At 44.3% G+C, this 17,631-nt stretch carries 15 protein-coding genes; 5 read left to right on the top strand and 10 right to left on the bottom strand.

Translation table 11 applies throughout. From position 1 onward, the window contains the following. The first annotated feature begins 631 nt into the window (after positions 1-631). Positions 632-1,681, top strand: a complete 1,050-nt coding sequence (locus MZO41_RS08000; RefSeq protein ID WP_013355268.1) for an aldose epimerase family protein — start codon at positions 632-634, stop codon at positions 1,679-1,681. Between the two features lie 334 nt (positions 1,682-2,015). Continuing rightward, positions 2,016-2,603 (top strand): TetR/AcrR family transcriptional regulator, encoded by a 588-nt coding sequence (locus MZO41_RS07995; RefSeq protein ID WP_003645807.1) that lies wholly within the window; start codon positions 2,016-2,018, stop codon positions 2,601-2,603. 77 nt (positions 2,604-2,680) lie between these two features. Here the strand turns inward: MZO41_RS07995 and MZO41_RS07990 are convergent, their stop codons facing one another. From MZO41_RS07990 to cdaA, 6 genes are all read right to left on the bottom strand, one after another. Then, positions 2,681-3,496, bottom strand: coding sequence for a Cof-type HAD-IIB family hydrolase (locus MZO41_RS07990; RefSeq protein WP_003645808.1), 816 nt, complete (start codon positions 3,494-3,496; stop codon positions 2,681-2,683). A gap of 130 nt (positions 3,497-3,626) precedes the next feature. Next, positions 3,627-4,292: an EAL domain-containing protein gene (locus MZO41_RS07985; protein WP_003645809.1), complete on the bottom strand. Its 666-nt coding sequence runs from the start codon at positions 4,290-4,292 to the stop codon at positions 3,627-3,629. Positions 4,293-4,491: 199 nt separating this feature from the next. After that, positions 4,492-6,309: a glutamine--fructose-6-phosphate transaminase (isomerizing) gene (gene glmS / locus MZO41_RS07980; RefSeq protein ID WP_013355267.1), complete on the bottom strand. Its 1,818-nt coding sequence runs from the start codon at positions 6,307-6,309 to the stop codon at positions 4,492-4,494. A gap of 518 nt (positions 6,310-6,827) precedes the next feature. Next, on the bottom strand, positions 6,828-8,183 hold the full coding sequence (gene glmM / locus MZO41_RS07975; protein ID WP_003643988.1) for a phosphoglucosamine mutase: 1,356 nt from the start codon (positions 8,181-8,183) through the stop codon (positions 6,828-6,830). A 31-nt stretch (positions 8,184-8,214) separates the two neighbouring features. Continuing rightward, a complete protein-coding gene (locus tag MZO41_RS07970) occupies positions 8,215-9,192 on the bottom strand; it encodes a CdaR family protein (RefSeq protein WP_003641072.1) in 978 nt (325 codons plus the stop codon). Continuing rightward, positions 9,189-10,031 carry a diadenylate cyclase CdaA gene (gene cdaA / locus MZO41_RS07965; protein ID WP_003643987.1) on the bottom strand — a complete coding sequence of 281 codons (843 nt, stop codon included), beginning with the start codon at positions 10,029-10,031 and terminating at the stop codon, positions 9,189-9,191. Before cdaA ends, MZO41_RS07970 begins: the two co-directional genes overlap by 4 nt. A 184-nt stretch (positions 10,032-10,215) precedes the next feature. On the opposite strand from cdaA, the gene MZO41_RS07960 reads away from it, so the two are divergent. Then, a complete protein-coding gene (locus MZO41_RS07960; RefSeq protein WP_003643986.1) occupies positions 10,216-10,881 on the top strand; it encodes a DUF1361 domain-containing protein in 666 nt (221 codons plus the stop codon). Between the two features lie 75 nt (positions 10,882-10,956). Here MZO41_RS07960 and MZO41_RS07955 read toward each other — a convergent pair whose 3' ends face one another. From MZO41_RS07955 to MZO41_RS07940, 4 genes are all read right to left on the bottom strand, one after another. Beyond that, positions 10,957-11,469: a MarR family transcriptional regulator gene (locus MZO41_RS07955; protein ID WP_003641069.1), complete on the bottom strand. Its 513-nt coding sequence runs from the start codon at positions 11,467-11,469 to the stop codon at positions 10,957-10,959. A 138-nt stretch (positions 11,470-11,607) separates the two neighbouring features. Then, the gene (locus MZO41_RS07950; RefSeq protein WP_011101165.1) at positions 11,608-13,737 is read right to left on the bottom strand and encodes a cation:proton antiporter; all 2,130 of its coding nucleotides are present in this window, start codon (positions 13,735-13,737) and stop codon (positions 11,608-11,610) included. 33 nt (positions 13,738-13,770) lie between these two features. After that, positions 13,771-14,679, bottom strand: coding sequence for a UDP-N-acetylmuramate dehydrogenase (gene murB, locus MZO41_RS07945; RefSeq protein ID WP_003641067.1), 909 nt, complete (start codon positions 14,677-14,679; stop codon positions 13,771-13,773). Between the two features lie 171 nt (positions 14,680-14,850). Then, entirely contained in the window at positions 14,851-15,753 is a 903-nt protein-coding gene (locus tag MZO41_RS07940; protein WP_013355265.1) for a Gfo/Idh/MocA family protein, read from the bottom strand. Between the two features lie 321 nt (positions 15,754-16,074). Between MZO41_RS07940 and MZO41_RS07935 the strand changes: the two genes are divergently transcribed. Continuing rightward, positions 16,075-16,839: an exodeoxyribonuclease III gene (locus MZO41_RS07935; RefSeq protein ID WP_013355264.1), complete on the top strand. Its 765-nt coding sequence runs from the start codon at positions 16,075-16,077 to the stop codon at positions 16,837-16,839. Between the two features lie 62 nt (positions 16,840-16,901). Continuing rightward, complete coding sequence (locus tag MZO41_RS07930) at positions 16,902-17,438, top strand: 3'-5' exonuclease (protein ID WP_011101164.1); 537 nt, start codon at positions 16,902-16,904, stop codon at positions 17,436-17,438. Positions 17,439-17,631: the final 193 nt, after the last annotated feature.

The following is a 17,631-nucleotide window of genomic DNA, read 5'->3' as shown; positions in this document are numbered from 1 at the left end:
ACTCGCTTTCAATTGGTTTTGGTCGACTTGATTGTAGCACAGGACGATATGTCCTTTTGTTGTACATAAAAATAGTGTTGATGGATTTTATCCATCAACACTAAATATCATAGACCCAAAATTACAAGAGAGCCTTATCTTCATCTGGTCCGCCATCAATTCGCTAATTTCACTCAAAAAACCACTATCCAAGCAGATAGTGGTCGGCATAAGAGAGAAAGAGAATTGATTAGAAGGTAATTAAATACCTTACAAACTAAGAATAAGCGATATTGTAAGCGTTGTCAACAGTTAGTCAAAATAAATAGATAAATTATTTCTATTTACTCACTAATCTTTTTCTAACACCCTCAGCCAGCCATGTTCGCCACTAAATTGCCGTCTTTACTTGCACAAAGTTAATTAATTCACCTTATTTAATAGATTGGTACCATTCACAATTACCAAGATTTAAAACAAACTTCTCAACCTAGATAATTTTAATTATTATCAACAATCAATTATAATTATTTACACTGGTTATTTAAATTGACTTCACTAGCAACTAACCCTGTCACTCTCGCATTAACACTTGCTGGGTTATTATTCGCATTCCCTTTAAGAATGAAATATACTAAAAGTAGGCGGTAACATGTCAGGCAGCTATGGGAGTGAGGGCATTATGAAAATAATCGAGCATCAGGGGAACGGGATTAATTATTATACATTAGTGAACAATCATCATATGAGCGTCACTATTATGGACTGGGGCGCCACAGTCACCGCGATCAAAACCCATGATAAAGATGGTAATTTTGCAAATATTGTCTTGGGATTTGACGACGGCGCCGACTACATCACCTATCAATCTTTTTTCGGTGCAACCATCGCTCGGGTTGCGGGGATCATCAAAAATGCCCGGTGGCGGCAGTATGACTTAACTCAAAATGCGGGCGAAAATCATCTAAACGGTGGTAATATGCCTCAAATTTCATTTGAACCATGGTTTTTAGAACGTAAACTGCACACTAGTGATCAAGTTGGACTCGTCATGCAATATATTACCTTGGACGGTGAGAACGGCTATCCCGGGACAATGACGATCACGGCTAATTTCGTATTAGATAACGACGGTAAATTTACTATTAGCTACACTGGTAAAAGTGATAAAACAACCTTATTCAACCCCAGCAACCATACCTACTTCAATCTAAGTGGGGATGCGGAACGCCTCATTGACCACCATGTTCTTAAAATCAATGCAGACGAGTACGCCGCGTTAAACAAACACGGTATTCCAACTGGTAAGTTGCCATGGGTCACCGACACCCCATTTGATTTTCGTGACCCAGTCGAGGTTGGGCCCCAGGTTGCTAACATCAAGGGCGGGCTCCATCACGGCTTCGTCTTAAACGACACCCCATATCCACAAGTAGAATTACTAGATCGCATCAGTGGACGCAAAGTCACGATGCGAACGAACGCTCCGGCAGTCGTGGTTTCCAGTGCAACTAATTACCGTGATGATCGTTATCGACTCAATGGCGGTAAACCGATGCGTTCTCAACTTGGTCTTTCCCTGCAAGCACAAAAATTACCGGATGCTATTCACCACAAGGAATTTGGCAGTATCATTATCGAACCTAATATTCCTGTAACCTACCAAACGGCCTATCGTTTTTCTAATATTTACGACGTCTAACCACTCAAGAATGATTCAAATTGACCTCCCAGAATGCAAACTACTGGGAGCTTTTTTGACTCACTAATAATGCGTTACACCATACCATTGACTGAACGAAAATCTCCTAACCCATTTTAGTCGACGGACATGGCCTCATTACCATTTACCTACTAGGCGCATATGCTATTATGCACGTTGCGCGAGTTAATCTGTCATGACTCAGGACGAGTTAACTATCAAAATAAGTGCTATTATGATAATAATACCCACATGTGGCTTAACGACTAGTACATTTAGCGGCGGTTTAATAATGACCACCCCATCAAATGTAATTAATAAGGAGGATCAGATTATGCCAGCTACTGACTTACGTGTTCAGCGCACCCAGACTGCGCTGAAAGAGGCTTTTCGGACGCTTGCTTTAAAGTATCCGCGCTATCGTGATATTACTGTTAAGGAGCTCACAAGTGTCGCTAATATCAACCGCAAAACTTTCTATTTACATTTCGATTCCATTGACGATTTAGCGGAAACGTTCGTTCAAGAAGGTGCTGATAAGATTCTAGCACTCATTGACCCGCAAGATTTCAAGAAAAACATTAGCCAACCCGGCTTAATCTTTGATCGCTTAGTGACCTATTTTCGCCAATCTGAAGCTTTTCACCGAGTCATTTTGTTGAATGATGATTACAGTTTTTTGTCTCGGAAAATCCACGCTGCCGTGGTAGCAGGGCTTACAACGACGATTCAAACAAACTATCATTTATCTGCAATCGATGCTAAGGTCTGTTCAAGCTTTTTGATCCACAACAATTTAACCTTTTTCCGGCTCTATTTTAATGGTGATTTAGGACTATCTTTGGCTGAACTAAAGCAGCGTTTAGTTTCGCTCAACACTTATGGCATTCATCAATTCTTCTACCCTAATCAATCACTTTAATAGGACCCAAAAAGCTGAGCTATCGAATAACGATGTTCATTCGATAGCTCAGCTTTTTACTGACTAATTATAGGCTTTTAATTATTTAACAACTCTTGTTCAATGGTTGCTAATACCCCATCATGTTCATTATCCAGGGCCGTCACGTGTTTTGCTGCGGCTTGAATGTCCGCCGGTGCGTTGCACATCGCATAACTGTGCGCTGCATATCGCAATAATGGGACATCATTCGCCCCATCACCGAAGGCCATCACATTAGCTGCAGTTAACCCAAGTTTAGTCGCCAAGAATTGAATTGCTGGTAATTTTCCGACCCGCTGATCAACCAAATCTACGACGCCATACCCACTATCATGCGCACGTAACTCGCCATCAAAATAATCATTAGCTCGTGCCACCAGATCAGCAGCCTGGTCCGGTGACGTTGAGATACTGATTTTTTTAACGGTATCATCAACAGTGGCCAGATCCGCAACCAAGTGTAAATGATCATAAAACTGACGGGCCATCGCTACTAACTTATCAGGTGCTCCTAACTCAGTATACGACCCATGGCTACCAACTAAGATTACGTATGCGTCTTTGAATAGTGGCTGGTAACGATCAACAGTCACAAACTTTCGTTGCTGGTCTGCTGAAAGACTACCATCAAAGATCAAGCGGTCCTGGGCATAAATCGACGCCCCATTTTCAGCAACAACGATAAGATTATCCGCCATAACATCTTTAAATAACTGTCTAAGATGGGCATATTGGTTACCGGACGAAAGTACTAGGGAAACATTTATCGCCCGTAACTGCGCCAATACCCGTTTAAACCGTTCTTTGTCAAAACGCTGATCTTGATGCAATAATGTTCCATTCAAGTCAGTTGCAATTAAATTGATTGCCACAAGTAGCCACCCCATCTTTTATCATTTACTAACAAAATCGGCCTCGTCTCGTCATGTGATTCAGCCGATTAAACATCAACATGGCACTCAGTTACATTGCTACGAATACTATTGTAGCATACCATTATTGTCATGCCATAAATGTCGCGGGTAGTTGCGGTTTGGCAAAATAATATCCTTGCCCTCGCGTAATGCCTAGATGATTAGCCAGTTGAACATCAGCCGCTGATTCAATGCCTTCAAAGGTAAATAGCATTTGCTGTTCCTCCGCCTTATCAAACCAAAATTTGAGCGTCGAAACAATTGCATCCGTAGTTGGGGTCCCCAGCGGTCGCATATTTTGTAACGCGAATTTAACCGTATTCACATATGGCAACATCATTTTGATCTGTTGGAATAGGTTATCAGAACCAACATCATCAAAAGCAAGTAATATACCAGCTGCCCGGTACCCAACACTTAATTGCTGTAACTCACTTAGCTCAGGTGTCGCAACTAGCTCAACAGTTAGTTCTCGTGGTAACAAATGCGTCTGCACATAGTGACTAATTGCAGCTTGAAAGTCAGGATTAGCAAACTGACGCGCCGTTAAATTGATGGAAACATGATGGTTATTTAATTCCTGAATAGCGCAATCCAGCAATTGAATCAATTCTGTTGGCGCTATTTCAAAGGTCGCTGGTATTCGCCAAGTTTGTTGCCTCTCATCCCACTGTCGTAATAATAACTCATACAAGATTGTTCGGTTGGTTCCAAGGTTATTAATTGGCTGTGCAAAATATTTATATTTCAGCATGACCATTCATCCCCAATAGTCTAATTATTTAGTTGTGTTATCGCAACCGCTTACTTTATCATACCAAAAGATCGTCAACTTTCACAATAGTCTTATGAATATTAGTAGTTAAAAATTATGCAAAAGCTTTGTGGGCAATCAAAAAACGCCACCGTAATCGAACGGTGACGTTTCTTGGTGCCCACACACTTACTTTAAATTATTCAACGGTCACACTCTTGGCAAGGTTCCGTGGTTTGTCCACATCTAAGCCCTTGTTTAAGCTCGTGTAGTAGGCCAATAACTGACCAGGAACAACACTAAGCAAAGCCGTTAATCGTTCATCAACCGTTGGCAAGATAACCGTGTCACCATCTTTAGCTAAACTATCGGTGACGATAGTAACTGTCTTAGCTCCCCGTGCAGCAACTTCTTGTAAGTTGGAGCGGGTCAACCCAGCGGTATTCTTTTGCGTAATAATCCCAATCACTGGGGTATCCTTTTCAATCAAAGCAATCGTACCGTGCTTTAATTCACCAGATGCGAAACCTTCAGCTTGAACGTAAGAGATTTCCTTGAGTTTCAAGGCCGTTTCTAATGAGACGGCGTAATCCAGTCCCCGACCAATATAAAAGGCGTTTGGCGTATTCAATAAGGCACTCTTAGCAATCTTTTCAAAAGTAGCCTTTTCATCAACTAAGCTTTGCATCCCATTAGCGACTAACGCCAACTGCTGTTTCACGTCGAAAGCTGTTGCAGCTGGTTGGTCAACGGCCACACCTAACGCTTTAGCCAAGATGGCTTGTAAGGCAATCTGTGCGGTATAGGCTTTGGTTGAAGCAACCGCAATTTCTGGGCCGGCATGCAATAACAACGTGTACGTTGCTTCGCGTGATAACGTTGAGTTTGGCACGTTCGTGATGGTCAAGCTTGGGAAATGTTGATCGTTCACATTCAATAACACTTCACGACTATCAGCAGTTTCACCAGACTGGGTCAAGAAGATGAAGAATGGATGTGCTGATAATAATGGTTGGTTGTATGCAAATTCTGACGAAACGTGCACTTCAGTTGGCACGTTAGCCAACGATTCAAATAACTTTGCACCAACCAGACCAGCATGATAACTAGTCCCAGCAGCCACAATGTATAGTCGATCGGCTGCTTTAAGAGCTGTTAACAAGTCATCATTGATGATTGGATCACCCGCATCATTAAGATAAACTTGGGATAGCTTCCGCATCACATTCGGTTGTTCATCGATTTCTTTTAACATGTAGAATGGATAAGTTCCCTTGTCAGCTTGAGCTGCGTCAATGTCGACATGGAATGGCTTCCGTTCAACTGGTTCACCGGCCTGGTTCGTGATTTTAATTTCATCAGGTTTAACGACCACGATTTCGCCATCATGTAATTCCAAGAAATCTTTCGTTTGGTCTAACATCGCTAAACTATCTGAGCAGACCACGTTGAAGCCTTCGCCGACCCCAATTAATAATGGACTCTTATTCTTTGCGACGTATAAGGTGTCAGGATCTTCCTTATCCATCAGTAAGAACCCATATGAAGAATGGCCGAGTAGCCCTAACGTCTTACGGAAAGCGGCCAACGTACTCAAGCCTTCCTTGGTGACAAACCGATCGACTAATTGAACAATGACTTCTGTATCTGTTTGAGACTTAAAAGACACGTCACTTAAATAAGTCTGTTTTAAGTCTTCAAAGTTTTCGATCACGCCATTGTGAACTAAGTAGAAGCGGCCATCCGCAGAAACTTGAGGATGCGCATTGGCAACACTCGGTTCACCGTGAGTCGCCCAGCGAGTATGCCCAATCCCGGTCGAACCATGAACAGCTTCGCCTATTTCTTTACGTAAGTCATCGATCCGACCCTTTTCCTTAACTAAATAGTCATGACCATCTTGATCATTGACATAGATACCAGCTGAATCATAGCCTCGGTATTCCAACTTTTCCAATCCGTTCAATAAGATTGATACTGCACTATCTTTACCCGTTACACCAACAATTCCACACATAAATTAATCTTCCTTTACTGTTTGAATTGTTTCTAGCTGCGTGGTCAATATATCTGTCACCAACCTCACAGTCGGTTTTTGTAATTGACCTGTAGAGTGCAGTCCCTGACGTCACCCGTCGATTATCGATAAACGTCATCCTCGTCAACTTTAGATTCTAAAGTCCTGGCGCTATTCCGCTTTAACCAATTAACAATTGGTCTAGTCTAACCTCCAATTGGTATATTTCCTAGAAACAAGTTAACTTTACCGTTACATCTAATAAAAGTCAACAATGTATTATATTGGTATACGTGTTAGTTAGCGTGTATACCAATCTCAAACGCTTATAAATCAAGGGCATCACGAATTTTCGAATTTTTTGTAACTTTTTTGCGGTCAAATTGGTTTGGGAGGCACTGGGTCCCCTGACAGTCGCCAGTTAACCGCATTTAGCAATAACCGTTCGTTTCATGGCAACAAAAAAGTCGCAACTCTAAGAGTAACGACTTTTTTTGATGATCGGTCTGATCACTTAATTATTCAACGCCAACTTCAGCTTTGACCACATCGACGATCCGATCTACATAAGCGCTAACCAGTTCGTCGGTCTTCGCTTCTGCCATGACCCGCAATAAATCTTGGGTTCCAGAAGGCCGTACCAAGACGCGACCATCACCGGCCATTTCATCTTCAACGTCCTTGATAACTGCCTTGATCTTATCATTGTTCAAAGCGGCTTTCTTGTCTTGAACCTTAACATTCACTAACTTTTGTGGGTAAGTCGTCACTTCGGCGGCTAATTCAGAAAGCTTCTTACCCGTTTCCTTCATGACGTGCAATAACTGAATTCCAGTCAACATGCCATCACCCGTCGTGTTAAAGTCTAAGAAGACCACATGACCAGATTGTTCACCACCAAGGTTATAGCCGTCCTTCAACATTTCTTCGACAACGTAGCGGTCACCAACTTGGGTCTGCTTGCTGTGCAAACCAGCTGCTTCTAAGGCCTTGTATAAGCCCAGGTTACTCATGACCGTTGTGACGACCGTATCCTGCTTCAACTTGCCTCGTTCACTGAGGAATTTTCCACAGATGTACATAATCTTGTCACCGTCAATAATGTTTCCAAGTTCATCGACTGCGATACAACGGTCACCGTCTCCATCAAAGGCTAAACCAACTTGAGCGCCTTTTTCAACGACGAATTTAGATAATGCTTCGGGATGCGTTGAGCCGACCCCTTTGTTGATGTTCAATCCATCTGGTGCCGTAGCCATCGTATCAAATTCCACGTTCAAATCCGCAAAGATCCGGGAAACTAAGTTACTGGTAGAACCATTGGCACCATCGACAGCCAAATGAATGCCACTTAAGTCATCTGGAATCGTTTGTTCCAAGAATTGTGAATATTTAAGATTACCCTCTGGAAAATCAGCAACTGTCCCCAGACCTTCTGCTGCTGGCCGTGGTAAAGTGTCTTTCGGTTGATCCAGTAATTCTTCGATTTCTTCTTCCTTGGCATCAGACAACTTGAAGCCGTCGCCACCGAAGAACTTGATCCCGTTATCTTCAACTGGATTGTGAGAAGCCGAGATCATGACACCCGCGTCAGCATCTTGGATCCGTACTAAGTAGGCCACTCCTGGCGTCGTAATTACACCGAGACGTAAAACTTCAATTCCGGCTGAAAGCAAGCCGGCAATCAAGGCTTCTTCCAGCATTTGGCCCGAAATCCGGGTATCGCGTGCAACTAAAACGCGTGGTTGCGTACTCTTGTTTTCCGCATGTTCCGTCAATACGTAGCCACCAGCACGACCTAAACGAAAAGCCATTTCAGGTGTTAAGCCTGAATTTGCAATTCCCCGAACACCATCAGTACCAAAATATTTCATTATAATTTACCTCATTTCAAAAGTGTCATGATTAATCATTTTTAACTGTAATTTTTACTTTGACCGACGTCGGGCTAACTGACGAGATCCCATCCTCATCGCTAGTCGAAACATCGACCGTCTTAGTCGTGGTTGAATCAACATTCGTCACATCAACATTGACTGGCAAAGATTTCAACTTCGCCAATGCCGCCTTCGTGCCAGTAACCGTCACTGACTTCGTGTCAGATGAGAATGAATAACTGGTGTCCGCCGCGGTCTTGCCACTGGCTTTCAAATCGATTGGCACATCTTTCGTCGTTGTCGCCTGCGTAATGGGAATATACACCGACGTGGTCGAAGGCGTCAAGACAACGTTCAAATTTTGACCGTTGGCATCTAATGCTTCAATGATAGCCTGCTGGTTCACGGATTTCTCTAAATTCTTGTTGGTATTAACGACCGCAACGACTTTCGCGACTTTGCTAACTTCGCTGACGGCGCCCGTAACTTTGACAGATGATGTTCCGAGCCGTGCCGATCCAACTTCATAACCATCTGCTACGTTGGCTTTATTGAAGTCTGCGCTGACCTTATAAGTAGCCGTTCGTCGTGGCTGAATATTAACATGAATGTACTTTTGACTAAGTCCATAACTCAATTCTTTATTCAAGCCATCGACTTCAACTTTGACACTGTGCCGCCCAACTGCCAACTTAGATAAATTAGCATAAACTTTAAAATTCTGCGTGTTAGCCGTAGTTGTGACTAAAGCAGACGGCCCTTCGATCGTAACTTTAATATTTTCGGGATAGCCCGTTACAAAATATTTCGTACTATTCACGTTCAGTTCTAAGGGCGCGCTAATGGTCACTTTACGGTTAGATGTCAATGTCGTTTTCGATGAACTATTCGTCAAAATACTGGCGTTATGCGTTGTCTTTAACGAATTAACGTAGGCGAAGAGCACCAACGCACACAGCAGTGCTAGTAGCCGCATTGACCAATTGCTATTCATAAATTTTTTCATTTTCGGGGACCTCCTCCGAAAACTCGTCCAAACCAATTTTGAAGCGCGTTTTGCTTGGTTGAATCCTCAGGCGTTAGTAAGACTTGGCGGAAATACCGTAAGTAATTTTCACGCGTCATCCCCCGCATCAGCTCATTGTCCTTAGTAATCGACACTTCACCGGTTTCTTCCGAAATGACGATGGTGAGGGCATCCGTTACCTCACTGATTCCGACCGCGGCACGGTGCCGAGTTCCTAACTCTTTAGGAATCAGATTGCTTTCAGATAATGGCAAGTACGCCGCCGCAACCTTGATTTGATTATCTTGAATAATAACGGCACCGTCATGTAACGGCGTATTTGGAATAAAGATATTAATTAATAATTCGCCGGTGATATCAGCATCTAATGCGATCCCAGTCTCGATATAATCCTCAAGACCCGTGTCCATCTTAATCGACATTAAAGCGCCAATCCGCCGTTTAGCCATATATTGGATGGCCTTATCCAGTTCGGCAATCATCCGCTCTTCATCTTCATTCTGACGCTTACCACGCGCAAACATGGAGCCACGCCCTAAATGCTCCAATCCTCGCCGAATTTCGGGCTGGAATATAATAACCATTGCAATGACTGCCCAGTTAATAATTTGGTCCATAATCCACGATACCGTGTCCAGACCAATCAAAACACTCACAGCTTTAATAATCGCAATGACAACGATCCCGCGAAACAGTTGTACGGCTTTAGTGCCCCTTAGCAACACAATCAGCTCATAAATGACAAACCATACCGCAAGAATGTCAAGGAGTCGGACAAAGTTTTGTAAGGTCAACAAACCGCTCCAATTGAAAGTCATTAGTCTCCTCCTCATGAAAATCATTTACTTTCACATTATAGCACGGCAACCCGGTTCTCGCGGTGCGATTTCAGCAGAGCCTGCGCTTTTTAGCTAGATTTTGAATAAATATTAAGCTTGATGTTATTTAATATTGCTTGATTAATATTTCTGTTAGAATTAGTACCAGAAGGGAAGTGACTAAATGACTAAGTTACAGCGGTGGTTTGTGCGACTCGCATTCTGGGGATTTTTCATCTTCGCAGCAGTCGACTTGCACGGCGCGTTCCATTTTCTATTACTTAATTCAATTTTGGCTTATGTCCCGATCGAGCTGAGTTTTTGGCTGACACCCCGACGTAGCCCGCTATTATTTTGGCTGATTGCGGTCATTTGGTTGCTTTTCTATCCGAATGCACCGTACTTAATGACTGATTTATTCCACCTCAGCCTATTGAAGCCGTATGGCATCAACGGTCTCTTGCGCTTCGACTTACCGATGTGGCGGGATTTCGCTTACTTGGTTGGGCCAATGATGGTGTCTACAATCATTGGTACCTGGGGCGTTGACCGAATTGCCCAGCAACTGACCCAACGTTTACACTTCCAGCGACTCCCTGCTAGTCGTGGTATCATCTGTGCCGCACTCTTCCTATTTGCTAGTGTCGGTGTCTACGTTGGCCGATTCCTCCGACTGCACTCCATCTACTTACTAATTACGCCACAGTACATTGTGAAACAATTAGTTGAAATGTGGTCGCTAAAGATGCTCGCTTTTGTCTTGATGATGTGGTTACTTCAACTCCTCATCTACGCGGCTTGGCGATTCACGATGCCAACGGTTCCTTATCAAACACCGGATAAGTCCTAGCGTAATCAAAAACACCGTTTGAACTGATTTGATAATCGGTTCAAACGGTGTTTCTTATTATTAACTAAATATTAGCTAATTCTTCGTCTTAGGATCACTATATTCGGTATGCCGCCCCCGCTTATCATGCAACCCACTGAAGCCACTGAAACCCAGTTCGGTAGCCTTTTGTTCCGCATCGTTGATATAACGCAACGTATCGCTTGCCCGTTTTTCACCATAGACTTGGACCCATTGATGAAAACGTTCCTCGGAAGCCGTGGTGATTTCCTGTTCCACTTTATGACCAGCAGGTGTTAACGATAAGTACTTGATTCGGCGATCATGCGTATTCGTGGTCTGTTCAATGTACTTCAAATCTAATAACACGTTGATTTGACGTGCAATCGCACTCCGTGAAACCCGCTGCTCTTTCGCAATCTTGACCAACGTCAGCGGCTCCTCACTTGTTGCAATCATCCGCATAACCGTGTAGGCCTCAAACGTTATCTTATACGGCCGGGTCGGCACTGAAACGAAGTCCCCGACATATTTTAAAATATGCATATAAGTGTCCACGAAGCGTTCATGAATTTCTGATTCTGTCATAATGATGTTTCCCCCTGTAAGGCTGCCCTTATTCGTCCGCTTAAGTAATGATTAATTTGCAAACCTAACCATTCACCGTCAATACTACTCTAACATCATTATAACCTAGAACTACTGATTTACAATCTAAAAAGTTAACTAATCTTCATCGGCCTCAATATCATTGAGCATCAATAAGTTCTCCGAGTAATTAATGAACTGCCGTAACTTTGCCGCGGTGCGTAAACTAATTTGTCCACTCTCTAACAAATGCTGTACACCCGCACGTTCGGCACCAAGACTCTTGATGCGTAGTCCATGCAGCTGTTGTTCATAATCATCACGTGATAACGTGTGATCATTTTTCGCATTCTCGATGCGATTCCGGTAATGAACGATCAAGTGATACAGAGCCTGGCGATCAAACTGTTGCTCATCAACGTTGGCCTGTTTGAGATACTGCGACAACGCTTTAATAGCAGCTTTAGAAGCTTCACGCTGAATATCCAACAACGCCACTCGTAATTCTTCGCTATCGCCAGGTGCTAACCATAGTCGAATCCCTTGCATTGCACGCGTCAACAACAACCGTAATGAGCGCAGTGTCGGAAGCCCCTGTCGATGTGTCGCCTGTAAGAAACGTTGTTCGCGCCGATCGACACGCCGCAAGTAGACCTGTCCAGCTAACTTACTAGTTTGTTTATTGGCAATCATTTCTCTAACTGCTGCCCGTTCACCATTCAGTGCCACTAAGCGAAGTTCCAATTCATCTGTCAGCATCGGCGCCAACTCATCCGCAGTCTGCGACGCCACTTCTAGACGCCGAATCTGAAACTGCTGGTCCAGGATCAAATCATAGGCCGCACGTTGGTTAGCTGGCCGCCGATGTTCTTCAATATTTTGAATCGCTAACTGTAAGATATAAATGCGGGCTTGCTTGTATGTTAACTGTGGCAATTGCCCACTGCTATCATCACCGTCATCCGTTCCCTCTGCCAAGACCGCGTCGTCTTCATCCGGACTGGATCCCCGAGTAACAAAGGGGAGTGATTTGGCCGCCATCAATGGCAAAATAGCCGCCGCAGCAACTAAACTTACAATGATGACTCCAGCCGCAATGAACAGTACGAGCGCACGTTCCGGAAAGGCTTTGCCTGAGGCCACCACGGTTGGAATCGTGAAGACCCCAGCCATCGTAATGGCCCCCCGCACACCTGATAAACCGGACAATGCTGCAATTCTGAGACTAGGTTTGGCCTTCTTGTGATGTCGTAACCAGTTGAACAACATGTAAGCGTATGTCCAAGCAACCCGAATCAGTAACAAAATCCCCCAGACGATTAAAACGTCAAAGACCGCATGAAACGTATTTGTATGCGCGCCTTTAATGGTTGCTTGCGTTGCTGCCGGCAATTCAATACCAAGAATCAGGAAGACGATCCCATTCAATAAGTAAACAACCACGTTCCAGACCCGTTCCGTCACTAATCGTAATTCCGGCGCATCTTCACTTTCATGTGAATTTTGCAAGTGCGATAATACCCCGGCCGCAACAACGGCGACAACACCGGACGCGTGGAACCATTCTTCAGCAATGAAATAAATTGCAAACGGCGTGAGAATCTGTAACACCACGTTGAACACGATATCGTTGATACCCTCTCGTCGTAACACGTCCCGAATGAGTTGAATGATCGTGATCAGCGCCAGCCCAACGGCCAAACCGACCAGACTAATATAGAAGAAATCCCCAACAGCTTCACCGAGTACAAACGTACCGGTAACCGCTGCTGCTAACGCATATTTGAACCCAATTAACCCACTCGCATCATTAATCAGGCTTTCGCCACTGACCAAGTGCAAAATTTCTTTAGGTAACTTGACCCCTTCCGAGATCGACTGCACGGCAATCGGATCAGTTGGCGATAAAATGGCCGCCAACGCGATTCCAACAGCGAGCGGAATCGTTGGGATCAATACGTGAATCAAAAAGCCACCGAGAATGGTGGTAATAAAGACGAGGACGATTGCATTCGCAAAAATTGCCCCGCGTAGTTCCCATAATTCCTGTTTTGGAAATTCTCTGCCATCGTTGTACAGCATGGGCGCAATAAAGACGAGCATAAACCAATCCGTTTGCAATTTTACCTGTACATTTAATAATAAAGCCACTCCTAGACCCAGCCCGACTTGAATTAAACTGACCGGGATTGCGACTAGATAGTGGCTCAATACATTCGACAGCAGCACTAAACATGCCAGTAAAATCACTAATTCGATAATCGGCATCTAGTGGTTGCCCCCTTTGTTAAATTGACATAACTAACCTTGAACGACGTCTTCACCAATGATTCGGACTTCCGTCTGAAGATGGACGCCAAACCGTTCAAATACAACTTTCTGGACGTAGTGAATCATATCCATATAATCGGTCGCTGTAGCGTGATCGACATTGATAATAAAACCCGCGTGTTTCTTAGAAACTTCAGCACCACCGATTCGATGGCCCTGTAAGCCAGCATCATGAATCAGTTTACCAGTAAAATACCCAGTTGGTCGCTTAAAAACACTCCCGCATGATGGCCATTCCAACGGTTGTTTGGCTGCTCGCAACGTATTCAATTCGTCCATCCGCGCTTGAATCTTGGTCTGATTACCTGGCTTGAGACCAAACGTCACCGATACGACAATATCATCATAGTCCTGGATCGTACTGTGCCGATAGCCAAAATCTAATTCGTCATGATCCAGGGTTTTAAGCTGACCCGCTGGCGTCAAAACCGTCACCGTTTCAACAACTTCACTCATTTCGCCGCCGTACGCACCAGCATTCATGAAAATCGCACCCCCGACACTACCGGGAATCCCAGCTGCGAATTCGAGACCAGTCAAGCTAGCGCCACAAGCAACCTTAGTCGTCGCAATAATTGCGGCACCCGCTTCAGCAACAACTTTGGTGCCACTCGCATGAATTTGCTTCATGCGGGTGAGAATGATCGTTAATCCACGGATACCACCATCTTTGACAATCAAATTACTGGCATTACCAATCACGGTTAGTGGTAAATTTTGCTCATTGGCAAACGTAATCAGAGCTTTCGTCTCGCTGATTGACTTTGGAAACGCAACGTAATCGGCGGGACCGCCTGTTTTAGTATTCGTATAATGACTTAGTGATTCATTTTTTTTAATTTCGATGGCTGGAAAAGTGGCCAAGACATCTTTGGTCATGGTGAAAAGTTCCTTTCGTGTTTCGATTTAATTCACTTACGTTAATAATCACTTTAACCGCATAGCGTTTTTAATTTAGGCCGACGTATCAAGCACCGCAGCATTGAAACGCTATTGAAACGATATAATCAGGTTGAAATTTGTAAGCCTATCAGTTAATTTTAGCACTTTTTAATCACTTAATAAATGACGGCACACCGCGTGACTGGTAATTGCGCTAGTTGGGGCGATTGGATTAGGCCCGTGCGTTGTTACCGCCGTCAGAAAAGCACGGATCAGCGGTGCAAATCCTCGCTTTTCCAATGTCGGTGTCCAATCCGGAAAAGCCGTCGTGGTAGTTGTTGCCGTCGCCATCACGGTTTTAGTACTTAAATCAGTCACAATCGCACGTTGCCCCGTCGTTTGGACTGTCACTTGTTCCAGGTTGACCCCACCGTACATATTCGTGATAACTTCTAATTGCTCATGAGCCGTCTGCACCGTCAAATAGCCTTGCGCCAAAGCGCCAGTTGCCGTCGTCGTCAACCGACCACTAGTGTGTTCAAGTGGTTCATCTAACAAGAATAGCCCCGTATCGACCATGTGGATCATCAGGTCGAAAACCGCCGTTTCAGGATCTTGACTACCCACTTCGCGAACCTTTTCAGCCACTAACATCCGTTTGTCAGGCAATGCCTTCAATTGCTGATTAAAAGGAGCAAAACGCCGATTAAACCCACAAGTCAATAACAGGTGCCGCGCCGCAGCCAAATCATACAAACTTTGGACCACCTGAAGATCAGTCGCGACTGGCTTATCGACATAAACGTGAATCCCAGCTAATAACAACTGCTTGATGATTGCTGCATGCGTGTCCGTGGGAGTATGCACAAATACGGCCGCCGGTTTAACTGCCATTAATTCCTCAAGGGTCGCATGGGTGTGTTGAAGCCCATACATCGTCGCTAGTTGTGCTCGTTTTTCCGGATTACGCGTCGTTAGATGAAATTCATACTGGTCTTGCATCGCCGCCATGACGGGTAAATACGCCTTTTGAGCAATGTTACCTAAACCAATGACCCCAATTTTTAACATCGATATTCCTCCAATTTTATCATCAATCTTCTTTTAGCTACTACTGATTGCTCCGTGGCACACTGATTTAAATCATTCAGCGTCCAATTCATGCCAGTGATTGTTAGCTGGAAAAACGTGCCATCACTGAAAGTCAAAGATACCCGCTCGGACGCGCTGAAACTAGGCCAACCAAAGACACCAGCATGCTTTGTCACCCTATCGCACATCTATCCGCCGTGTCTGGCTTTAATCACGGCGCACTGATTCAATTGTCATTAAAATAACCAGTGGCTACCGTGTTACAATATGAGTAAATTACTTGAAAGGTCTGAAACTCACGTGAAACTTATCTCTTGGAACGTTAATGGACTGCGTGCTGCTGTCAAACACGGCTTTGTCACGACTTTTAATGAGCTCGATGCCGACTTTTTCTGTGTACAAGAAACGAAATTGCAGGCGGGCCAAATTGAACTGGACTTCCCAGGTTATTATCAATACTGGAACTATGCCGAGCGCAAGGGTTATTCCGGTACGGCGATTTTTACCAAACACGAGCCGCTTAATGTAACTTATGGTATCGGTGTGCCGGAATTCGATGACGAAGGTCGCGTCATCACCCTTGAATATGCGGACTACTACGTCTTGACGTGTTACACCCCTAATTCAGGCGGTGAATTAAAACGTCTCGACTATCGGCAACAGTGGGAAGATGCTTTTCTCACATATATTAACAGTTTGAGTGCCAACAAGCCGTTGATCTTTTGTGGTGATCTTAACGTGGCCCACGAAAACATCGACTTGAAGAACTGGCATAGCAATCACCATAGTGCCGGCTTCACTGACGAAGAACGGACCAAGTTTGACCGCCTCCTTGCAGCGGGCTATACCGACACATTCCGGCATTTCTATCCTGACCAAACCGACATTTACTCATGGTGGAGTTATCGTGGGCATGCACGTGACAACAATTCTGGTTGGCGAATTGACTACTTTATTACGTCACAGCAATTAGACAGTCAGCTCCTAAACGCCCGCATTCATAATGAAATTTTTGGTTCCGATCACTGTCCAGTGGAACTCGATATTATCCTTCCGAACCATTAACTTGAAAATTAACGAGATTCTTTGTACGATAATCCTATTCTTTAGAAACGGTGGTGGCAACTTTGAACTTTGTCGCAATGGACTTTGAAACGGCGAACGCGAAACGCGACAGTGCTTGTTCACTGGCGCTAACGGTTGTCCGTAATAACCAAATCAGCGATGAATTTTACACACTCATCAAACCAGAGAGCGATTTTTTCTGGCGGAACGTCCAAATTCATGGGATTCATGAAGCAGATGTTGCAGACGCACCCAAGTTTCCAGACGTTTGGCAACACATTGAACCATTCTTCCAACGCGACCGCCTCGTAATTGCGCACAACGCGCCTTTTGATATTGGTGTGTTACGCAATACGCTTGCCCACTACGGCATCAGCGCGCCGGAGTACCTATCCATGGACACCGTCAAGACCAGTCAACGGTTCTATCCAGAATTGCCTAATCACAAGCTGGATACAGTCTGTCAAGCACTGGATATCGACCTGCAGCATCATCATAATGCACTAGATGACAGCCTAGCTTGCGCCAACATTTTACTCACCGAAGCGCAAGCTTTTGGAACTGAGCAACTCAAACCTTTCGTTCGCGTTCAGGGTTAAAATTAAATTTATGCAAGTCCAGCAATAAGATGCTGGACTTTTTTGTTTACGCATCGCTACCGATTATCAATACTCGTAGACAGCTTATCAATTCCCCCAACCGACTGGGGGATGAGCCAATCATTCACAAGCAGTCGTCGGTTAGGCCTGGTTCGTCAACGCTTAAATTCCGGCCCATCTACTATCAGAACCT

This window comes from Lactiplantibacillus sp. C232 (assembly GCF_023806725.1).
In the GTDB taxonomy this organism is placed as follows: Bacteria; Bacillota; Bacilli; order Lactobacillales; family Lactobacillaceae; genus Lactiplantibacillus; species Lactiplantibacillus plantarum.
Note: the sequence above shows the minus strand (reverse complement) of the source record. Positions and strands in the feature narration are given on the sequence as shown.